General features: G+C 65.6%; 18 protein-coding genes. 4 read left to right on the top strand and 14 right to left on the bottom strand.

The window, feature by feature from the left end:
• Positions 1-14: 14 nt before the first annotated feature.
• The 3 genes from gshA to F0A17_RS06805 are packed head-to-tail and all read left to right on the top strand — an operon-like array spanning position 15 to position 3,012.
• Positions 15-1,631 carry a glutamate--cysteine ligase gene (gene gshA, locus F0A17_RS06815; protein ID WP_149327603.1) on the top strand — a complete coding sequence of 539 codons (1,617 nt, stop codon included), beginning with the start codon at positions 15-17 and terminating at the stop codon, positions 1,629-1,631.
• Positions 1,631-2,152, top strand: coding sequence for a disulfide bond formation protein B (locus F0A17_RS06810; protein WP_149327602.1), 522 nt, complete (start codon positions 1,631-1,633; stop codon positions 2,150-2,152). The genes gshA and F0A17_RS06810 overlap by 1 nt, the downstream gene beginning before the upstream one ends.
• 8 nt (positions 2,153-2,160) lie before the next feature.
• The gene (locus F0A17_RS06805; protein ID WP_149327601.1) at positions 2,161-3,012 is read left to right on the top strand and encodes an alpha/beta hydrolase; all 852 of its coding nucleotides are present in this window, start codon (positions 2,161-2,163) and stop codon (positions 3,010-3,012) included.
• Here F0A17_RS06805 and F0A17_RS06800 read toward each other — a convergent pair whose 3' ends face one another.
• From F0A17_RS06800 to F0A17_RS06740, 13 genes are all read right to left on the bottom strand, one after another.
• Entirely contained in the window at positions 3,013-3,426 is a 414-nt protein-coding gene (locus F0A17_RS06800; protein ID WP_149327600.1) for a RidA family protein, read from the bottom strand.
• A 10-nt stretch (positions 3,427-3,436) separates the two neighbouring features.
• Positions 3,437-3,844, bottom strand: a complete 408-nt coding sequence (locus F0A17_RS06795) for an acyl-CoA thioesterase (protein ID WP_149327599.1) — start codon at positions 3,842-3,844, stop codon at positions 3,437-3,439.
• A gap of 11 nt (positions 3,845-3,855) precedes the next feature.
• Positions 3,856-4,536, bottom strand: a complete 681-nt coding sequence (locus F0A17_RS06790) for an ABC transporter ATP-binding protein (protein ID WP_149327598.1) — start codon at positions 4,534-4,536, stop codon at positions 3,856-3,858.
• 1 nt (position 4,537) lies between these two features.
• Positions 4,538-5,281 (bottom strand): ABC transporter ATP-binding protein, encoded by a 744-nt coding sequence (locus F0A17_RS06785; protein WP_149327597.1) that lies wholly within the window; start codon positions 5,279-5,281, stop codon positions 4,538-4,540.
• A complete protein-coding gene (locus tag F0A17_RS06780) occupies positions 5,278-6,318 on the bottom strand; it encodes a branched-chain amino acid ABC transporter permease (protein WP_149327596.1) in 1,041 nt (346 codons plus the stop codon). Before F0A17_RS06780 ends, F0A17_RS06785 begins: the two co-directional genes overlap by 4 nt.
• Positions 6,311-7,225, bottom strand: coding sequence for a branched-chain amino acid ABC transporter permease (locus F0A17_RS06775; protein ID WP_149327595.1), 915 nt, complete (start codon positions 7,223-7,225; stop codon positions 6,311-6,313). Before F0A17_RS06775 ends, F0A17_RS06780 begins: the two co-directional genes overlap by 8 nt.
• A gap of 60 nt (positions 7,226-7,285) precedes the next feature.
• A complete protein-coding gene (locus tag F0A17_RS06770; RefSeq protein WP_149327594.1) occupies positions 7,286-8,431 on the bottom strand; it encodes an ABC transporter substrate-binding protein in 1,146 nt (381 codons plus the stop codon).
• Between the two features lie 69 nt (positions 8,432-8,500).
• Entirely contained in the window at positions 8,501-10,138 is a 1,638-nt protein-coding gene (locus tag F0A17_RS06765) for a benzoate-CoA ligase family protein (RefSeq protein WP_149327593.1), read from the bottom strand.
• Between the two features lie 90 nt (positions 10,139-10,228).
• Positions 10,229-11,359, bottom strand: a complete 1,131-nt coding sequence (locus F0A17_RS06760) for an acyl-CoA dehydrogenase family protein (RefSeq protein ID WP_149327592.1) — start codon at positions 11,357-11,359, stop codon at positions 10,229-10,231.
• Positions 11,359-12,168, bottom strand: a complete 810-nt coding sequence (locus F0A17_RS06755; protein WP_149327591.1) for an enoyl-CoA hydratase family protein — start codon at positions 12,166-12,168, stop codon at positions 11,359-11,361. The genes F0A17_RS06760 and F0A17_RS06755 overlap by 1 nt, the downstream gene beginning before the upstream one ends.
• Entirely contained in the window at positions 12,165-12,635 is a 471-nt protein-coding gene (locus F0A17_RS06750; RefSeq protein WP_149327590.1) for a MarR family winged helix-turn-helix transcriptional regulator, read from the bottom strand. Before F0A17_RS06750 ends, F0A17_RS06755 begins: the two co-directional genes overlap by 4 nt.
• Positions 12,632-13,375, bottom strand: coding sequence for an SDR family NAD(P)-dependent oxidoreductase (locus F0A17_RS06745; protein ID WP_149327589.1), 744 nt, complete (start codon positions 13,373-13,375; stop codon positions 12,632-12,634). Before F0A17_RS06745 ends, F0A17_RS06750 begins: the two co-directional genes overlap by 4 nt.
• Before the next feature lie 2 nt (positions 13,376-13,377).
• Positions 13,378-15,663 carry a bifunctional salicylyl-CoA 5-hydroxylase/oxidoreductase gene (locus F0A17_RS06740; RefSeq protein ID WP_149327588.1) on the bottom strand — a complete coding sequence of 762 codons (2,286 nt, stop codon included), beginning with the start codon at positions 15,661-15,663 and terminating at the stop codon, positions 13,378-13,380.
• Between the two features lie 385 nt (positions 15,664-16,048).
• Here F0A17_RS06740 and rsd point away from each other — a divergent pair, with 385 nt between their 5' ends.
• The gene (gene rsd / locus F0A17_RS06735; protein WP_149327587.1) at positions 16,049-16,540 is read left to right on the top strand and encodes a sigma D regulator; all 492 of its coding nucleotides are present in this window, start codon (positions 16,049-16,051) and stop codon (positions 16,538-16,540) included.
• Positions 16,541-16,652: 112 nt separating this feature from the next.
• Here the strand turns inward: rsd and F0A17_RS06730 are convergent, their stop codons facing one another.
• Positions 16,653-19,736 (bottom strand): efflux RND transporter permease subunit, encoded by a 3,084-nt coding sequence (locus F0A17_RS06730; protein ID WP_149327586.1) that lies wholly within the window; start codon positions 19,734-19,736, stop codon positions 16,653-16,655.
• Position 19,737: the final 1 nt, after the last annotated feature.

Below are 19,737 nucleotides of genomic sequence, written 5' to 3'. Positions count from 1 at the left end.
ATGGGGTCCACGCCTTGTCTGATTCATACTCTGCCATCGTTTCGCATCTTACCGACCTGGCGGCTCAAGGACGTTTCGGCCGCCTGCGCCGCGGGTTGGAGAAGGAGGGGCTGCGCGTCGATCGCGATGGGCGCATCGCCCCCACGCCCCATCCGCAGGCGCTGGGTTCCAAGCTGACTCACCCGCATATTACCACCGATTATTCCGAGGCATTGCTGGAATACATCACGCCGGTCTACTGCCGTCCGGACGACGCCATCGACTTTCTCGCCGACCTGCATCGCTTCAGCTATCGCCACCTGGGCGACGAGTTGATCTGGCCGGCCAGCATGCCGGCCAGGCTCAATGGCAACGACAGCGTGACGATTGCCGACTACGGCAGTTCCAATGTGGGCTACATGAAGCACGTCTATCGCCGTGGGCTCGATGTGCGCTACGGCCGAATCATGCAGGCCATCGCCGGGATCCATTACAACGTCTCGTTGCCCGACGAGCTGTGGGCGCTGCTACGCGAGCGCGACGCTGCCGAGGAAACGTCACTCGACGACTATCGCTCGACCCGCTACTTCGGTTTGATCCGCAATTTCCGCCGTCACAGCTGGCTGCTGCTCTATCTATTCGGCGCCTCGCCGGCCCTGGACCGCAGCTTCCTGCCCGAGGGCGACATTCCCGAAAAGCTTCGTGCGCATGGCCGTGAGACGCTGGTGTCTCCCTATGCCACCAGCCTGCGCATGTCCGACCTGGGCTACCAGAACAAGGTCCAGTCGCAGCTCAAGATCTGCTTCAACTCGCTGTCCAACTACGTGGGCACCCTGCGTCACGCCATTTCCACGCCATGGCCCGCCTACGAGGCGCTGGGCGTGCGCGACGGTACCGACTGGCGCCAGCTCAATGCCAACATTCTGCAGATCGAGAATGAATACTACAGCGACATTCGACCCAAACGCGTCACCCGTCACAACGAGACGCCCAGCCAGGCCCTCGAGGCGCGTGGCGTGGAGTACATCGAAGTTCGCTGCCTCGACCTGGATCCGTTCCTGCCGCTGGGCATCGACGAGACCCGCCTGCGCTTCATCGATGCCTTCCTGATGTGGTGCCTGCTGGCCGATAGCCCGTGGATACCCGATGACGAGTGTGACCGGCTGGATGACAACCGCCGCCGCGTGGTCGAGCGTGGCCGTGACCCCCAGCTCAGGCTGGAGCAGGATGGCCGCCACCGTTCGATCGCCGCTTGGGGAGGCGAAATATTCGCCGAGATTCGTCATGCCGCCGAGCTGCTCGACGCCCTCGAAGAGGGCTCGCCCCACGCGGACGCCGTAGCGGCGCTCGCCCCATGGCTGGAAGACGCGACGCTGACCCCTTCCGGCAGGTTGCAGGCGCGGCTCGAGGACAACGGGGAGGAATTCGCCGATGCCATTCTCGCCATTGCCCGCGAGCAGGCCGAACGGTTGAGCCACGAGCCGATCAGTTGCTCGCGCGAGGCGTTGTTCGAGCAGTTGGCGGTAACCTCGCACCAGCAGCAGCACGACATCGAAGCGGGCGACGCCGAGCGCTTCGAGGACTTTCTCGATCGCTATTTCACCAACGCCCGCGAACCTCGCGTCGTGACAGCCAGCCAGGGGAGGGCCTGATGCTCGCGCGTCTTCAGTATCTCTCCGTGCGCCAATGGAGCCTGGCCGGGTTAGCCTTTTGCATTCTCATGATGTTGGTCGCCCTGGGGCTGGAGCATCTCGCCGGGTTGGAGCCCTGCCCGCTGTGCATCTTCCAGCGCGTGGCGGTGCTGGCTGCCGCCGCCGTGTTCATCGTTGCCGCTTTCCACAACCCTGCCGGGCGATTGGGGCCGGTAATCTATGGTGGTTTCTCGCTGACCGCGGTGCTCGCCGGCATTGTTGTGGCCGGGCGGCACCTGTGGCTGCAGTCGCTGCCGCCCGATGAGGTGCCGAGCTGCGGGCCGGGGCTCGACTACATGATGGACATCCTGCCTATGCGCGATGTGGTTGCCATGGTGCTCTCCGGTTCGGGGGAATGTGCGGAGATCGACTTCCTTCTGTTGGGCATTTCGTTGCCCGGCTGGACGCTGATCGGCTTCCTCGTGCTGGCGCTGGCACCGCTGGGTATCCTGTACCGCTCCGTTCGCGGTCTGTGGCCCTGAGGGGAATCATGCTCTATCGCGACTTTGCCACCCAGGAAGAGATCGACCGGGAGTACGACCCCATGCGTGGGCGCGACTCGGCCGCGCTGCTCGCCGACTGGCGCTCACGCAGCGAGCGTGTGTGCGAGACGACCCGGGTCTCCGCCGATATCGCTTTCGGCCCGACGCGGGCCGAGCGGCTGGACCTCTATCATGCCGACACCGAGAATGCCCCACTGCACGTCTTCTTTCACGGCGGCTACTGGCGCTCGCTCGGGCATCGCGAGTTCGGTTTCGTCGCCGAGGGCCTGGTGCGGGCGGGCATCAACGTAGCCGTGGTCAACTATGCGCTGTGTCCCACGGTGACCTTCGGCGAAGTGGTGCGTCAGAGCCGCGCCGCGGTGGCCTGGTTGCATCGCCATGCCGCATCGCTGGGAGCCGATCCGATGCGAATGAGCGTCTCCGGGCATTCGGCCGGTGGCCATCTCTGTGCCATGCTGCTGGCGACCGACTGGCAGGGCTGCTACGACCTGCCGCACGACCTGATCGGCGGGACTCTGTGCGTCAGCGGCCTCTTCGATCTGCGCCCTTTCCCCTGGTCGTGGCTGCAGCCCAAGCTGCAGCTCACCGGCCGCGACATCAGCGACTACAGCCCGCTGTTCCTGGACTGCCGGGTGCCTTCGCCGGTACATCTGGTCGCGGGAGGGAAGGAGTCGGGCGAGTTCGCGCGCCAGATGCTTGCCCACGCCGAGCACCTCGAGGCCCACGGCGTGGAGGTGAGCCACGAACTCTCGCCCGGCGACGATCACTTCTCGATCCTCGATCACTATGCGCCGAACGGGCGCTTCGTCGAGCGCCTCGCGGCCTTTCATGACGCCTGATCAGGCGTCCGGGAGAACGGCGGTCGCCTCGATCTCCACCTTGGCCCGATCCTCGATCAGATCGGCGACCTGGACCATGGTCATGGCCGGGAAGTGCTTGCCCATTACTTCGCGATAGGCGGCGCCCACCTCCTTGAGCCGGGCAAGGTATTCGCGCTTGTCGGTCACGTACCAGGTCAGCCGGACCACATGCTCGGGACCGGCCTTGGCTTCTCTCAGTATCTCGACGATATTGGCCAGGGCCTGGTGCACTTGGGCGGCGAAATCGTCGCTCTCGAATATCTGGTCGGCGTTCCAGCCGATCTGCCCGCCGACGAAGATCGTACGGCCGGTGGCGAGCACGCCGTTGGCGTAGCCCACCGCGGTTTTCCAGTGAGCGGGATGCAGAAGTCGATGGTCGCTGGCGTCATTCATCAGTCATTCCTTATGTGATGTCATGATCGAAATGGCGGCGCATGGCGTCCGGCCAGGGAAGAGGATGACCGCTCTCCAGATCAACGAAGACCAGAGTGGAATCGCAGGTCAGGCGCGGCTGCGTGTTGCAATAGGCCACGATGCGCAGGGTCAGGCTGGTGCGGCTGACGTCGCGGATCGCCAGCTCGAAGGTAAGTGTTTCCCCCAAGCGGCTGGGCGCATGGAAGTCGGTCTCGATACGGGCCGTGGGAACGCCGGTGCGCGATGCGACGTGCATGTGATGGAAGTCGTGGCCCACCACTTCGGCGAAGTAGTCCTCGACCACCGAGTTGAGCATCTCGTAATAGCGCGGGTAGAAGACGATGCCTGCCGGGTCGCAGTGCTGGAAGCGCACCTTGCGCTGGGTCGTGAATGTCATGGCAGGCTCCCTTATACGCCGAGGTAACGGTCGCGTAGCGACTCGTCGAGCGCTTCCGGTATGCCCGACCACACCGTGCGCCCCTTCTCGAGGATGGTGCAGCGGTCGGCCACCGGCAGCAGCTCGGCGAGCGACTTGTCGACGATCAGGATGGATTGGCCCTGCGCCTTCAATTCGCGGATGGCCCCCCATATCTCCTGGCGGATGACCGGCGCGAGGCCTTCGGTGGCCTCATCGAGCACCAGCAGCCGTGGGTTGGTCATCAATGCGCGACCGATCGCCAGCATCTGCTGCTCCCCGCCGGAGAGGGTGCTGGCCATCTGGTTGCGTCGCTCGGCGAGGCGCGGGAAGAGCGTCTCCACCTGAGCGAGGCTCCAGGGCCCGGGGCACGCGGTGACCAGAAGATTCTCGCGTACCGAGAGGTTGGGGAAGCAACGTCGCCCCTCGGGAACCAGCCCGAGCCCCACCTGGGCGATGCGGTAGGCGGGCAGGCGGCGAAGATCTTGCGTTTCGAATTCGATGCTGCCGCGGCGCGCCGGGGTGAGGCCGAAGATCGAGCGAATGGTGGTGGTCTTGCCCATGCCGTTGCGCCCCATCAGCGCCACCATTTCCCCCGTCTGAACGCTGAGGTCGACGCCGAACAGCGCCTGGGAGGGACCGTAGAAGGTCTCGATCGCGGTGACGTTGAGCATCTCAGTCTCCCAGGTAGGCTTCGCGGACTTGCGGGTTGGCACGGATCGCAGCGCTATCGCCGTGGGCGATCACCCCTCCCGCCACCAGCACCGAGATGCGGTCGGCGAGGCGGAACACCGCGTCCATGTCGTGCTCGACCAAGAGTATCGGCACCTCGTGCTTGAGCGTCTCGAGCAGCTCGGTGAGACGCGCCGACCCTTCCGGTCCCAGCCCGGCCATGGGCTCGTCGAGCAGCAATACGCGCGGTGTCAGCGCAAGGGCGCAGGCCACCTCCACCTGACGGCGCTCGCCGTGGGATAGCTCGGAAACCGGCGTATCGGCGCGATGCGTGAGTTCCATGCGCTCCAGCGCCGCCGTGGCCGGTGTGAGCAGGCTTTCGTCGCGGTGCACCGGCTTCCAGAAACGGAAGCTATGCCCTTGCAGCGCCTGCGTGGCGATCATCACGTTGCGCAGTACCGTCAGCGGCTCGGCCAGCGACGACACCTGGAAGCTGCGGCCCAGGCCCAGTCGGGCGCGCTGGGCCACGCTGAGCGACGTGATCTCCTGGCCTGCCAGGTGGATGCCGCCCGAATCGGGCTTGAGGCTGCCGGCAATCTGGGCGATCAGCGTCGACTTGCCGGCCCCGTTGGGGCCGATCAGGGCGTGAATTTCGCCGGGCCGCAGGTCCAGCGTCACGTCGCGGGTCGCCTGAAGGGCGCCGAAGCGCTTGTTGAGATGGGCAAGCGTGAGCACGGCATCGGTCATGGGCGCTCCCTCCCCGCCAGCCAGCCCATCACGCCATGCTTGGCAAACAGTACCACCAGCAGCAGCACCAGACCGAGGAACAGCTTCCAATATTCCGTCAGTCCGCCCAGCAGGGTCTCCATCATCACGAACAGGATGGCGCCGGCCAGCGGGCCGTAGAGCCGGCCCACACCGCCGAGAATGACGATCACCATCAGCTCGCCCGACATGTGCCAGCTCAGCATGGTGGGGCTGACGAAACCGTTGAGATCGGCATACAGCGCGCCGGCGAGCCCGGTGATCATCGCCGAAATGACGAAGGCGACGAGGCGGATGGGGTAGGGTGCGATGCCGGCGGTGGCCAGGCGGGTCTCGTTGAGTCGCGCCATGGTCAGGGCGGCGCCGAAGCGCGACTTCATGATCCGCGAAGTGAGGGCGAGAGACATCACCAACCCGCCGAAGCAGATCAGGAAGAACGTCAGGGGGTCCTGGGTATCGACCATGGGCAGCGAATTTCGTAGGTAGATCGGCAGACCGTCCTCGCCGCCGTAAGTGGGCCAGGAGTTGGCGAAGTAATAGACCATCTGGGCGAACGCCAGGGTGATCATGATGAAGTAGACCCCGGAGGTGCGCAGCGAGACGGTTCCGATGACCAGTGCCAACAGGCCGCAGACCAGCATCGTCGCGAGCCAGATCGCCAGCATGCTGTCGCTGCCGGGAATGACAATCGGCCAACCGATCACGGGGGTGAAGTCGAAGGCGTGGTAGGCGCTGATGCCGGCCACGTAGCCGCCCAGTCCGAAGTAGGCGGCGTGTCCGAAGCTCACCATGCCACCATAGCCGATGGCCAGGTTCAGCCCTACCGCGGCCATGGCAATCAGGGTGAGGCGCGAGGCCAGGTTGACGTAATACACGTGGCCCAGGAGGTAGGCGCTCAGCGGTGCCAACAGCAGCACGGCCAGCAGGCCGATCTGCACCAGATGCTTGCGATCGTGCCAGGAAGCCGCCGGCGTCGGCACTCGGCGCGGAGCGAGGCTAGGGGTGGTAGACTTAATCATTGGCGGCAAACAGTCCCTTCGGTTTGAACGCGAGAATGAGCGCCATGAGGATGTAGATCAGCATGGCGGCCAGCGCCGAACCGACACCGGCGGCCTCCGAAGAGGTCATGAATTGGCGGAAGAAGAGCGGCAAGAAGACCCGCCCCAGGGTGTCGACCACCCCTACCAGGATGGCGCCGTACAGAGCGCCCTTGATCGAGCCGATGCCACCGATGACGATCACCACGAAGGCCAGTATCAGCACCGGTTCGCCCATGCCTACCTGGACCGACTGCAGGGCACCGACCATGGCGCCGGCCAGGCCGGCCAGTGCCGCGCCCATGGCGAACACCAACGTATAAAGCCGGGCGATGTTGACGCCCAGGGCGCCGATCATTTCGCGGTCGCTCTCGCCGGCACGGATACGCATGCCGAGCCGGGTGCGCGAAATCAGCCAATACATGCCCACGGCCACCATGATGCCGACGGCGATGATCACCAGGCGGTAGATCGGGTAACGCGAACCGCCGGGCAGGGCGATCGAACCCGACAGGGCCGCCGGAGCGTTGAGCCATAGCGGCGAGGAGCCAAACAACCAGCGGGTGCCCTCGGAAAAGATCAGGATCAAGGCGAAGGTGGCAAGCACCTGGTCGAGATGGGGCCGATGGTAGAGCCGGCGAATCACGATCAGTTCGACCAGGGCGCCGACCGCGGCGGCCGCGGCGATGCCGGCCGCCAGGCCGATCAGGAACGAGCCGGTAGCGGCGCTGACCAGCGCCGTGGCATAGGCACCGACCATGTAGAAGGAACCGTGGGCCAGGTTGATCAGGCCCATCACGCCGAAAATCAGGGTCAGCCCGCTGGCCATGAGGAACAGCATGGTACCGAGCTGAAGGCCGTTGATGAGCTGTTCGATGAATAATGTCATGAGATCGTCAGGCAGTGAGTGGAAGGCGGCCGGCCCGGGGAGGGCCGGCCTCTGGCCGGGTCACATCTCGCACTGGGTGTGGTAGACGTCCTGAATGTCCTCGATGGCGATGCCCACCAGGCGATTGGTGGGTTCCCCATCGTCGCCTTCGACGACTTCGCGCACGTAGATGTCCTGGATAGGATGCTGGTTGGGGCCGAAACGGAACTCGCCGCGCACCGAATCGAAGTCGGCTTCGCGCAGCGCTTCGCGGAAGGTGTCCTGGTCGTCCGGATGGGCCTTCTCCAGCGCGCTGAGAATCAGGTTGGCGGTATCGTAGCCCTGGGCCGCGTAGAGTGTCGGGGTGCGGCCGTAAGTGCCACGGAAGGCCTCGACGAAGGCGTGGTTGGCCTCGTTGTCCAGGTCATAGGCCCACAGCGAGGTGTTCATGGCGCCGATGGCGGCACTGCCCACCGCTTTGATGATGATTTCGTCGAAGGAGAAGGCGGCGCCGAAGACCGGCAAGTCGACGCCCGAGTTCTGCCACTGTTTCATGAAGGAGATGCCCATGCCGCCGGGCAGGAAGAAGAACAGGCTATCGGCATCGCTGGAGCGGATCTGGGCGATCTCGGCGGCGTAGTCGGTCTGGCCCATCTGGGTGTAGATCTCGTCGGCCACTTCGCCTTCGTAAAGATGCTTGAAGCCGGCCAGAGCATCGGTGCCGGCCGGGTAGTTCGGCGCCAGGATGATCGGCTTCTCGAAGCCCTGCTCGCGCATGTAGGCACCCATGGCGCCGTGCAGGTTGTCGTTCTGATAGGCGACATTGAAGTAATTTTCGTGACACATGCGCCCGGCGAGATCCGACGGCCCGGCATTGGGCGAAAGGTAGAAAGTGCCCTGGCGTACGGCGGCCGGCACCACCGCCATGGCCAGGTTCGAGAAGATGATGCCGGTGAGGATGTCGACCTCGTCGCGCTGCATGAACTCGTTGGCCAGGCTGCGCGCCAGGTCGGGGCGGTTGCCGTCGTCCTGGATCAGCACCTCGATGTCGTCGCGGCCGGCCTGCTCGATGGCGAGCATGAAGCCGTCTCGCACGTCCACGCCCAGGTGCGAGCCGCCACCGGACAGGGTGGTGATCATGCCGATCTTGACCTCCTCGGCCTGGGCTGCGGCCATCATGGAGGCCGTCATCAGAAGGCCGAGGCCAACGTTGGCGAGTTTCTTCATTGGAGTACCCTCTTCGTTCTCGTTTGTTGTGTTGGTCGGTGCGTGTCCAATGCCAGCGCTGCGCATCCGTCAGGCGGCACCATCCGGATAATACGTCTGGCGCAGCCGAAACCGCTGCACCTTGCCCGTGGCGGTTTTCGGCAGTATCTCGACGAAGCGGATCGAGCGCGGATACTTGTAAGGCGCGATGCGCTGCTTGACGAACGCCTGGAGTCGCTCCACGCAGGCCGCGTTCGGCTCGACACCGGGAGACAGTACCACGAAGGCCTCCACGATTTGCCCACGCTCTCCATTCGGTGCGCCAATCACGGCGCACTCGGCCACTGCCTCATGGGCCAGCAGGGCGGCCTCCACTTCGGGCCCGGCAATGTTGTAGCCGGACGAGACGATCATATCGTCGTTGCGCGCGGCGAAGTGGAAGTAGCCCTCCTCGTCCTGGTAGAAGGCGTCGCCGGTGAGGTTCCAGCCCTGTTGCACATAGCCTCTCTGGCGCGCATCGGCCAGGTAGCGGCAGCCGGTGGGACCGCGCACCGCCAGCCGGCCGATCTCGCCACGCGGCAGCTCGTGCATGTCGCCATCGACGATCTTCGCTTCGTAACCCGCCACCGGCCTGCCGGTGCAGGCGGGGCGGTGATCGTCGAGGCGATTGGAGATGAAGATGTGCAGCATCTCGGTGGCACCGATGCCGTCGAGGATCGGCGTGCCCGTCTTCTCGATCCAGTCGTGATAGATCGGCGCCGGCAGCGTCTCGCCGGCAGATACCGCCACACGCAGGCTGGCCAACGCCTCTTCGCTGCCCAGCGAGGCGAGCATGGTGCGGTAGGCGGTAGGGGCGGTGAAGACGACGGTGGCGCGGTGCTCGCGGATGATGTCGAGCATGCTGGGCGGCGTGGCCTTCTCCAGCAGCACGGCGCTGGCGCCGAAACGCAGCGGGAAGATGGCGAGTCCCCCCAGGCCGAAGGTGAAGGCCAGCGGAGGTGAACCGACGAAAACGTCATCCGGTGTCACCCGCAGTACCTCGCGGGCATAGCCGTCAGCGACGATCAGCAGGTCGCGATGGAAATGCATGGTCGCCTTGGGCTGGCCGGTGGTGCCGGAGGTGAAGCCGAGCAGCGCCACGTCGGCGGCGGCGGTGGCCACTGCCTCGAAGTCGATCGGCTTGTCGAGCGCCAGGCGGTCGAGCTCGGCATCGTGGTTCGCCGTGCCGTCGAAGCCCACCACCCGCTTAAGGAAGGCGCTACCGGCGGCGCAGGTTTCGAGCTCGTCGAGCAGACGCGTATCGCACAGCGCCAAGGCAATCTCGGCCTTGTCGACCACCTGGGTCAACTCGCCGGCGCGTAGCATCGGCATGGTGTTGACCACCACCGCGCCGGCCTTGGTGGCGGCGAGCCAGCAGGCGACCATGGCGGGATTGTTGGCCGAACGGATCAGCACCCGGTGGCCGGGGCGCACGCCGAGATCCTCCACCAGCGCATGGGCCAGGCGGTTGGTCCATTCGGCCAGTTCTCCATAGGTCCGTCGGCGCCCGTTGCCTATCAAGGCCACGCGCTCGCCGTGGCCGCGTTCGACCCAGCGGTCGCAAAGCTCTACCGCGGCGTTGAGTCGCTCGGGATACTCGAAGCCGTCAAGCTGCAGGTCAGGCCATTCCTCTGCGGGAGGCAAGCGATCCCGCGTGAAGCTATCGGCATGGGCCGATTGGGTTTTCATGACCATTCTCCGTACGTCGTTGTAGTTGTTCGGCGCTTGCGCGTCGACAGGGGATACGGTGTCTGGCGTCTCGCTATGTCTTTTTCGGTGCTATTGCGACAAGCAGCTGCGTGCAATGACGATCTTCTGTACGTCCGAGGCACCCTCGTATATGCGCAGCGCGCGGATCTCGCGATACAGGCTCTCGACGATGTGCCCCTTGCGCACGCCGTCGCCGCCGTGCAGTTGCACCGCCTTGTCGATCACCTGCTGGGCGCGGTCGGTAGCGTAGAGCTTGGCCATGGCCGCCTCGCGGGTGACCCGCTCGGCGCCCATGTCCTTGGTCCATGCGGCGCGGTACACCAAGAGGGCGGCGGCATCCACGTCCAGCGCCATCTCGGCCAAGTGACCCTGCACCATCTGGAGATCGGCCAGGCTCGTGCCGAACAGCTCGCGACTCCTGGCACGATCGAGGGATGCGTCCAGTGCGCGGCGGGCGAAACCCAGGGCGGCGGCGCCGACGGTGGAGCGGAATACGTCGAGCACGGACATGGCGATGCGAAAGCCTTGGCCGGGCCGGCCGATCATGGCACTGGCCGGCAGGTGCATGTCATCGAAGCCGAGCCGGGCCAATGGGTGTGGGGAGATCGTCTCCAGCCGTTCGCGAATCTCGAGCCCGGGTGTACCGGCAGGCACCAGGAAGCAGGAGAGCCCCTTGGCCCCCGGCCCCTCGCCGGTGCGGGCGAACACGGTGTAGAGATCGGCGATGCCGCCGTTGGAGATCCACGTCTTCTCGCCGTTGAGGCGGTAGCCGTCGCCGTCACGCTCGGCCACGGTGTCGAGCTGGGCCACGTCGGAGCCAGAGCGCGGCTCGGTCAGGGCGAAGGCCGAAATCGCCTCGCCGCGACGGGTCCTCTCCAGCCACTGCTTCTGGTCATCCGTGCCGAACAGGCTGATGGCGCCGGTACCCAGCCCCTGCATGGCGAAGGCGAAATCGGCCAGGCCGTCGTGACGGGCCAGGGTCTCGCGGATCAGGCACAGGCTGCGGACGTCGATGGCGTCACCCGCGGTGCCTTCGAGAAAGCCGGCACTGCCCAGGTCGCGCACCAGTTGGATGCAGGTGGCATCGATGTCGGTGTGATCGCGGGGCAATTCGTGCTGGCACCACGCCTCCAGGCGCTTGGCCAGGTCGCGATGCTTGGCCTCGAGGAACGGCCAGTCGAGAAAGCTCGTATCGCTCATCAATCCCCCTCGAAGACCGGCTTCTGTTTGGCGGCGAAGGCGCGGTAGGCGCGCTCGAAGTCGCCGGTCTGCATGCAGATCGCCTGTGCCTGGGCCTCGGCCTCGATGGCTTGCTCCAGACTCATCGACCACTCCTGGTTGAGCTGGGTCTTGGTGATGCCATGGGCGAAGGTGGGTCCCTGGGCCAGGCGGGTGGCGTAGGCGATGGCCTCGGTTTCCAGCGACTCCGCTTCCACCAGGCGGTTGTAGAACCCCCACTGATGGCCTTCCTCCGCGCTCATGCTGCGACCGCTGTAGAGCAGGTCGGCGGCGCGGCCCTGGCCGATGATACGAGGCAGCATGGCGCAGGCGCCCATGTCGCAGCCGGCTAACCCCACCCGGGTGAAGAGGAAGGCGGTGCTGGCCCCGGGCGTGGCGAAGCGGATGTCCGAGGCCATGGCGATGATGGCGCCGGCACCGACGCAGACGCCGTCCACCGCGCTGATGATGGGCTTTCCGCAGTGGATCATCGCCTTGACCAGGTCGCCGGTCATGCGCGTGAATTCGAGCAGCCCCTTCATGTCGCGTCCAACCAGCGGGGCGATGATCTCATGTACGTCGCCGCCGGAGCAGAAGTTGCCGCCGTTGGAAGCGAACACCACCGCCTTGACGTCCTCGGCGTAGACCAGGTCGCGGAAGGTATCGCGCAGTTCGGCGTAGCTATCGAAGGTGAGCGGGTTCTTGCGCTCGGGGCGGTCGAGGCGGATCACCGCCACCTCGCCCTCCATGCGCCACAGGAAATGACGGGGCGTCAGGTTGGCCAGCTTCATTGTGCTTGTTCTCCCGTTTTCGCCGGCAAGCGATGCAACAGCTCGCCGATATGGTGGGCATCTTCTACGGTGACGTCGTCGAGCAGGGCGTTGACCCAGCCCTCATGAGCCACCGCCATGGTGGTGAAGGCGTCGCGCCCGGCGGAGGTCAGGCGTACCCGGGTGGCGCGGCGGTCGCCTTCGATGGCGATACGCTCGACCAGGCCGTCGTCGGCCAGGCGATCGACGATACCGGTGACGTTACCGTTGGAGACCCGCAGTCGCTTGGACAGCTCGTTCATCTTCAGCCCGTCGCGATCGCGGTAGAGGGCGGCCATGACGTCGAAGCGCGGCAGGGTGGAGTCGAACTCGACACGCAGCTTCTCGCGCAGTGCCGCCTCCACCTGGCGCGTCACTCGCAGCATGCGCAGCCACAGGCGCAGGCGCTCCTTGCTCAGGACTTCCTGTTTCGTCGATGTCGTCGTCATGCCTCGCCTCCCGAAATGGAAATCGCCTGGCCGTGGATGGCATCGCTATGCGGGCCGCAAAGCCATAGCGCCGTGGCCGTGACTTCGGCGGGCTGGACGAGACGGCCACTGGGGTTGGCCGATTGCAGATGGGTGCGAGCCTGCTCGGGGCTCTGGCCGGTTTTGGCCGCGATGGTGGCGATGCTCGCCTCGAGCAGCGGGGTTTCGGTAAAGCCGGGGCAAAGGGCATTCACGGTGATGCCGCGGCCCGCCACCTCCTGGGCCAGGGCGCGTACCAGCCCCACCACGCCGTGCTTGGCGGCGCAGTAGGGCGCCACGTAGGCATAGCCCTTGAGCCCGGCGGTGGAGGCCACGGCGATCAGCCGGCCGCCTTCGCGCAGGTGCTTCAAGCCTTCGCGCAGGGTCAGAAACACACCGGTCAGGTTGACGTCCAGCATGCGTTGCCATTGGTCGAGCTCGGTGCGCGGGAGCGGGGCGCTCTCCGCCGCCCCGGCATTGGCGATGACGATGTCGACTTCGCCCAGATGATCGAAGAGCGACGTCATGTCGTCTTCCTGGGTGACGTCGGCGACCGCGAAGCTGATCGACGGATGGCGAGCGGCCACCTCCTCGAGTGCCGCCGCCCGCCGCCCGGTGATGACGACCCCGGCACCGGCCTCGGCAAAGGCCAGCGCCATGTCGGCACCGATCCCGCTGCCGCCTCCGGTGATCACCACGCGCTTTCCATCGTGAGGGCTCATGCTCACACCCACCCCTCACCGCGTTCGGCCAGACGCTGCAGCTGATCGCGCCCGGCGCGGTAGGGCGCCGGCCAGTCGCACTCGGTGTCGCCAATCCCGGCGGCAGCGTGCAGCGTCCAGTAGGGGTCGGCCAGGTGTGGCCGGGCCAGGCACACCAGGTCGGCACGGCCGGCCATCAGGATCGAGTTGACGTGGTCGGCCTGATAGATGTTACCCACCGCCATGGTGGCCATGCCGGTTTCGTTGCGGATGCGATCGGAGAAGGGCGTCTGGAACATGCGGCCGTACCTCGGGCGGGCGCGGGTCGAGGTCTGCCCGGCGGAGACGTCGACGATATCGACCTCGGCGGCCTGCAGCAGACGGGCGATCTCCACCGCATCATCGGGCGTGACGCCCTCGTCGCCGACCCAGTCGTTGGCCGAAATGCGCACTGAGAGCGGCTTATGGGCCGGCCACGCCCGGCGTACCGCGCGGATGACCTCCAGGGGATAGCGCATGCGGTTCGCGAGCGAGCCGCCGTATTCGTCGTCGCGGCGGTTGGTCAGCGGCGTGATGAACGACGACAGCAGATAGCCATGGGCGGCATGCACCTCGAGCATATCGAAACCGGCGCGATCGGCCATGCGTGCCGCGGCGACGAACGCATCGCACACCCGGTCCATGTCGTTGCGGTCCATGGCCTTGGGGGTCTGGTTGCGTGGCGACCAGGGCACGGCGGAAGCCGCCATGATCGGCCAGTTGCCTTCGGGCAGCGGCGCATCCATCTCCTGCCAGCCGAGCTGGGTCGAACCCTTGGGCCCCGAGTGACCGATCTGGGCGCATAGCTTGGCAGGCGTCTCGGCGTGAACGAAATCGCACAACCGCTTCCACGTCGCCTCGTGCTCGGGGGCATAGAAGCCGGGGCAGCCCGGGGTGATGCGCCCTTCGGGCGACACGCAGGTCATCTCGGTGTAGACCAGTCCGGCACCGCCCTTGGCGCGCTCGGCGTAGTGCACGAAATGCCAATCGGTGGGACAGCCGTCCACCGCCTTGTACTGAGCCATGGGCGAGACCACCACCCGATTGGTCAAGGTCATGTCGCGCAATTGATACGGGGCGAACATGGGGGGGCGAGAGGAACCCTCATTGCCGGCACGGGCCTGGAACCAGCGCTCCGCGCTCGCGAGCCACTGCGGGTCGCGCAGGCGAAGGTTTTCGTGGCTGATGCGCTGGGAGCGGGTCAGCAGCGAATAGTTGAACTGTACCGGGTCGAGGTCGAGATAGCGCTCCACCTGCTCGAACCACTCAGTGGAGTTGCGCGCCGCCGATTGCAGGCGCAGCACCTCGGTACGGCGTTCCTCCTCGTAGCGGGCGAAGGCGCTGGCCATGTCGGGCTCGCTGTGCAGGTAATCGGCAAGCGCGATGGCGCTCTCCAGCGCCAGCTTGGTACCCGAGCCGATGGAGAAGTGTGCGGTGGCGGCGGCGTCACCCATCAGCACCACGTTGTCGAAACTCCAGCGCTCGCACAGCACGCGGGGAAAGTTGATCCACGCCGAGCCACGAATGTGGTGGGCGTTGCTCATCAGCGCGTGGCCGCCGAGATGGCGCGCGAAGATGCGCTCGCAGGTGGCGATCGATTGTTCCTTGCTCATCTCGCCGAAGCCGAAGGCGCGCCAGGTGGGCTCGCTGCACTCGACGATGAAGGTCGCGGTGTCGGCGTCGAACTGGTACGCGTGGGCCCACACCCAGCCATGCTCGGTCTTTTCGAAGAGGAAGGTGAAGGCGTCGTTGAAGGTCTGGTGGGTACCGAGCCAGACGAACTTGCAGGCCCGTACCTCGATGTCGGGTTCGAAGTGCTCGGCGTAGCGCTGGCGGGTACGCGAGTTGAGCCCATCGGCGGCCAACACCAGATCGAACTCGCCGCGCAGCTCGTCGATGAGTTCCTCGGGCACGTCGCTCTCGAAGCGCAGTTCGACGCCCAGCTCGTGGGCGCGTTGCTGCAACAGGATCAGCAATTGACGACGGCCGATGCCACAGAAACCATGACCGGTGGAAACCGTCCGGACGCCGTTGTGGATCACTGCGATATCGTCCCAGTAGGCGAAATGCTCGCGAATGCGCGAGGCGCTCACGGCGTCGTTGGCGGCCAGGTTGTCCAGCGTCTCGTCGGAGAGCACCACGCCCCAGCCGAACGTGTCGTCGGGGCGGTTGCGTTCGACTACCACCACTTCGTGGGAAGGGTCGTGTAGCTTCATGCTGATGGCGAAGTAGAGTCCCGCAGGGCCTCCGCCAAGGCAGGCTATCCTCATGGCTTGGAACCGTGTCGCTTGTCGTTGTCTCGAGCCTAGGCCGGAACAAGAAATAGTTCAAGCTTAAAGTTTTAAGCTTGAAGATTGCGCTTGAACGCTTCGCCGGGCGCAGCCAATGTGCCGTAACGGCCTTTTGTCGCGACGGCTAGCGCCAAGCCAGCTGGATGGGAGAATGGACAAAAGCGCAGTTGCCAGGCGTAGTTAGCGTCGAAGGGCGGCGGCGGTTGGCGATAGGGCACGACGGAGCGTGCCGGTCGCGTACTGGGTGCCTGCGCTTTTCGCCTTCGGAAGGATTGACACCGCAGATGACAGGGGTGAGTCTGTGATTTCGAGCTTGGCAAGCTGCCGAAATCGACAGGCTTCACAAGGGAAGGAGGCTCGCAAGATGCTGGAACAGTGCAAGACCGCTCGAGAGCGCTGGGGAGGGGTGCATCAGCTCATCGATCGCTGGCTCGATGAACGTCGTGAACTGCTGGTTAGCTTCGTTGATCTCAAGGAAGCCTGCGACACCGAACTCGAGGCGGTCAGCAAACCGCAGATCGATCGTTTCAGCGAGCTGCTGATGGACTACATCAGTGCGGGCCATTTCGAGATCTACCCGCAGCTGCGCGAGGAGGCCAATGCCTTCGAGGATCATGAGGCGCTCGAGATCGCCGGCAAGCTGTTGGAACGTCTGGACCTGTCCACCGAAATGGTGCTTGCCTTCGACTCCGATTACTCCACGCCGGTGCGCTGCCAGCACTTTCTGCCGCGTCTGCCGGCCTGGCTCGATCGGCTGGCCAAGGGGCTAACCGAGCGCTTCGCCCTGGAAGACCAATTGATCGCCCGTTTGCACGCCGCGCATACGCCGCGGGCCGAGACCTCCTCCATCAGCTAGCTAGGCTGGACGAACGGCGAGGCCGCCTCGCCGTCAGCAATTTCTCACGCCCCGAGACACCTCGGGGCGTTTTTGTTCAGGGGCGGTTGATCGATCCGGATGGCTGAGCCTGCTATGCCTCGGTCGGTTCGGCTGTCGCATGACGACGCCTGCCACGCCCCAGCACCAGCATGCACGGGGTGAGCAGCAGCGTCAGTCCCGTGGCGAACGTCAGCCCGCCGGCGATGGCGCTGGAGAGCTGCGTCCACCATTGGGTCGAGGGAGCGCCGATGCCGAGACTGGGGGCGAACAGGTTGACGTTGATCTCGAGCACCATCGGCATCAGTCCGAGCACCGTGGTGATGGCGGTGAGCAGCACCGGACGCAGGCGCAGGCCCCCGGCCTCGAGCGCGGCGTCATACGGGGCGAGTCCCGCCTTTCGCAGCTCGTTGTAGGTATCGATCAGCACGATGTTGTTGTTCACCACGATGCCGGCCAGGGCGATGATACCCATGCCGACCATGACGATGCCGAAGGGCTGGCCGTTGACCAGCAGCCCCATCAGCACGCCGGCGGTGGAAAAGACGATGGCCGAGAGCACCAGCAGCGACTGGTAGAGGTTGTTGAACTGGGTGACGAGGATCAGCAGCATCAATCCGATGGCCACCAGGAAGGCGGTGATCAGGAAACGGCTCGCCTGTTCCTGATCCTCCTGCTCGCCGGCGACGTTGACCCGGACGCCCTCGGGCGGGCTGCCCAAGGCCTCCAGCAAAGCCCGCAGGCGCTCGTCGGGCTGATAGCCGCCGGCAACGTCCGCCTCTAGCGTAATGGCGCGCTGGCCGTCGATGCGATGCAGCGTTCCCACCCTCGGAGCCGGCGCCAGACTGGCGAAATGCGAGACGGGTACCTGGCCGCGCGGTGTGTTCAGGGTCAGCCGATCCAACTGATCGAGACTGCGCCAGGTCTCGGGCAGGCGTACGCGAATATCGACCTCGTCGCGGGCGTAGGAGGGGCGGTAGGTGGCCACCTGCAAGCCGTTGGTGATCAGCTGCACGACGCTGCCCACCGCGGCGACGTCGGCCCCCAGGCGCGCGGCGGCGGCGCGATCCACGTTCAACCGCCATTCCACACCGGGCAGGCTGCGGTTGTCCTCGATATCGCGAAAGCCACCGAGCCGTACCATCTCGCGACGAATGGCCTCGACGGCGGCCTCGCCCTCGGCGGCTTCCTGGGCGCTGATCTCAAGAACGATGGGCTTGCCGGCGCTGGGCCCCTGGTCCTGCTCGCGGAACTCCAGCACCACTCCCGGCAGGTCGGCGGTACGCTCGGCCATTTCGTCCATGATGGCCCGCGCGGGTCGACGCCGCTGCCAATCGATCAGCTGAAACTGCACCACACCGATCACGTCGCTGCCGATCTGCTCATCGGGTACCCCGTAGGAGCGGGCGTAGAGCGCCTGCACTTCGCTCATGCCCGCCAGACGCGCCTCGACCCGGCGCACGATGGTGTCCTTCTCGTCGGTGGAAAAATCGCCGCGGGCGCGGATCACCACCTGGGCGTTGTCGGGCTCCACGTCGGGGAAGAATTCCACACCGTGGTTGAAGCGGCCGTAGCCGACAAAAATCAGTGCCATCAACAGTAGGGCGATCAGCAACGTGATGCCCGGTCGGACCAACAGGCGGGCAAGCACGGCGCGATACGCTCGCCCCCCGGCCGTGATCATCGCCTCGCCGTGGCGAGTGGCTCGCGCACGTACGCTGAAAACGCCGCCCAGGGTGGGCAGAAAGACCAGCGCCATGGCCAGCGAGGCAAGCAGGCAGAGAATCACCGTGGCGGGGAGGTATTTCATGAACTCGCCGACTACGCCGGGCCAGAACAGAAGGGGGAAGAACACCGCAAGCGTGGTGGCGGTGGCGGCGATGACCGGCCAGCTCATGCGGGAGGCGGCATTGATCCAGGCTTCGCGCGGCAGCTGGCCTTCGCGCAGGTGACGGTCGGCCAGCTCGCTGACCACGATGGCGCCGTCAACCAGCATGCCGGCGACCAGGATCAGGGCGAACAGCACCACGATGTTGAGGGTGTAGCCCACCGCCCAGATCATCAGGATACCGGTAAGGAAGGCGCCAGGGATGGTCAGTCCCACCATCAGCGCCGAGCGCAGGCCCATGGCGGCGAGGATCACGATCAGCACCAGGGCCACCGCGGTGAGCACGTTGTTGAGTAGTTCCGAGAGCATCTGCTCGACGGTCACCGACTGGTCCATGATGGTGGTGACCGTGAGCTCGTCGGGCAGGAGCGGGGCGGCCTCGGCGAGAATGTCATGGACGCTCCCGATGGTGGCGATCAGGTTGGCGCCGGCGCGCTTGGCGATTTCCAGTACCAGGGCGGGCTCGTCATCGATGCGGGCGTAACCCTCGGGATCCTTGAAGGTGGGGCGGATCCAGGCCACGTCGGCGAAGGTGACGACCCGGTCGCCGTCGACCTTGACCGGCATGTTCATGACGTCTTCGAGGGTCTCGATCACGCCTGGCACCTTGACGGGGGTGCGTCCGGCTCCGGTGTCGAGGCTACCGGCGGCGACCAGGCGGTTGTTGCGGGTGACCAGGTTGAACAGCTGGTCGAAATCGACGCCGTAGCTGTCGAGCACCAGCGGGTCGAGAACGATTTCCATCAGCTCCTCGCGCTCGCCGCCGATCTCGACTTCGAGCACTTCGGGAATGCCTTCGATGGCGTCCTGCAGTCGGCGAGCGATGGCCAACTGCTGTCGCTCCTCGATCGGCCCCGAGAGTCCCAGCGTCAGGACTGGGAAGCGCCCGACGTTGACCTCGAAGACCCGCGGTTCGTCGGCTTCCTCCGGCAGCTCGGCGTTGGCGATGTCGACCCGCTCGCGCACGTCGGCCAAGGCTCGACGCGGATCGAAGCCAGCGTCGAACTCCAGGGTGACCGCGGCATGACCCTGGCTCGACTGGGCGGTCATCTTGCGTACCCCTTCGATGGTGCGCAGTTCCTGTTCCATGGGGCGCACCAGCAACCGCTCGCCGTCCTCGGGGCTGACCCCCTCCAACGTCAGCGAGACGTAGATCATGGGGATCGCGATGTCGGGATTGGCCTCCTTGGGCACCGCCTGCCAGGCGGCCAGGCCGGCCAGCAGCAACGTGACCAGCAGCAGCAGCGTCGTGCGCGAACGCTCCAGGGCGGCCTCGATCAGCATGCGCATG

This window comes from Billgrantia pellis, from assembly GCF_008297955.1.
GTDB lineage: Bacteria > Pseudomonadota > Gammaproteobacteria > Pseudomonadales > Halomonadaceae > Halomonas > Halomonas pellis.
The sequence above is the reverse complement of the archived record's forward strand: the minus strand, read 5'-3'. Positions and strand labels throughout refer to the sequence as shown.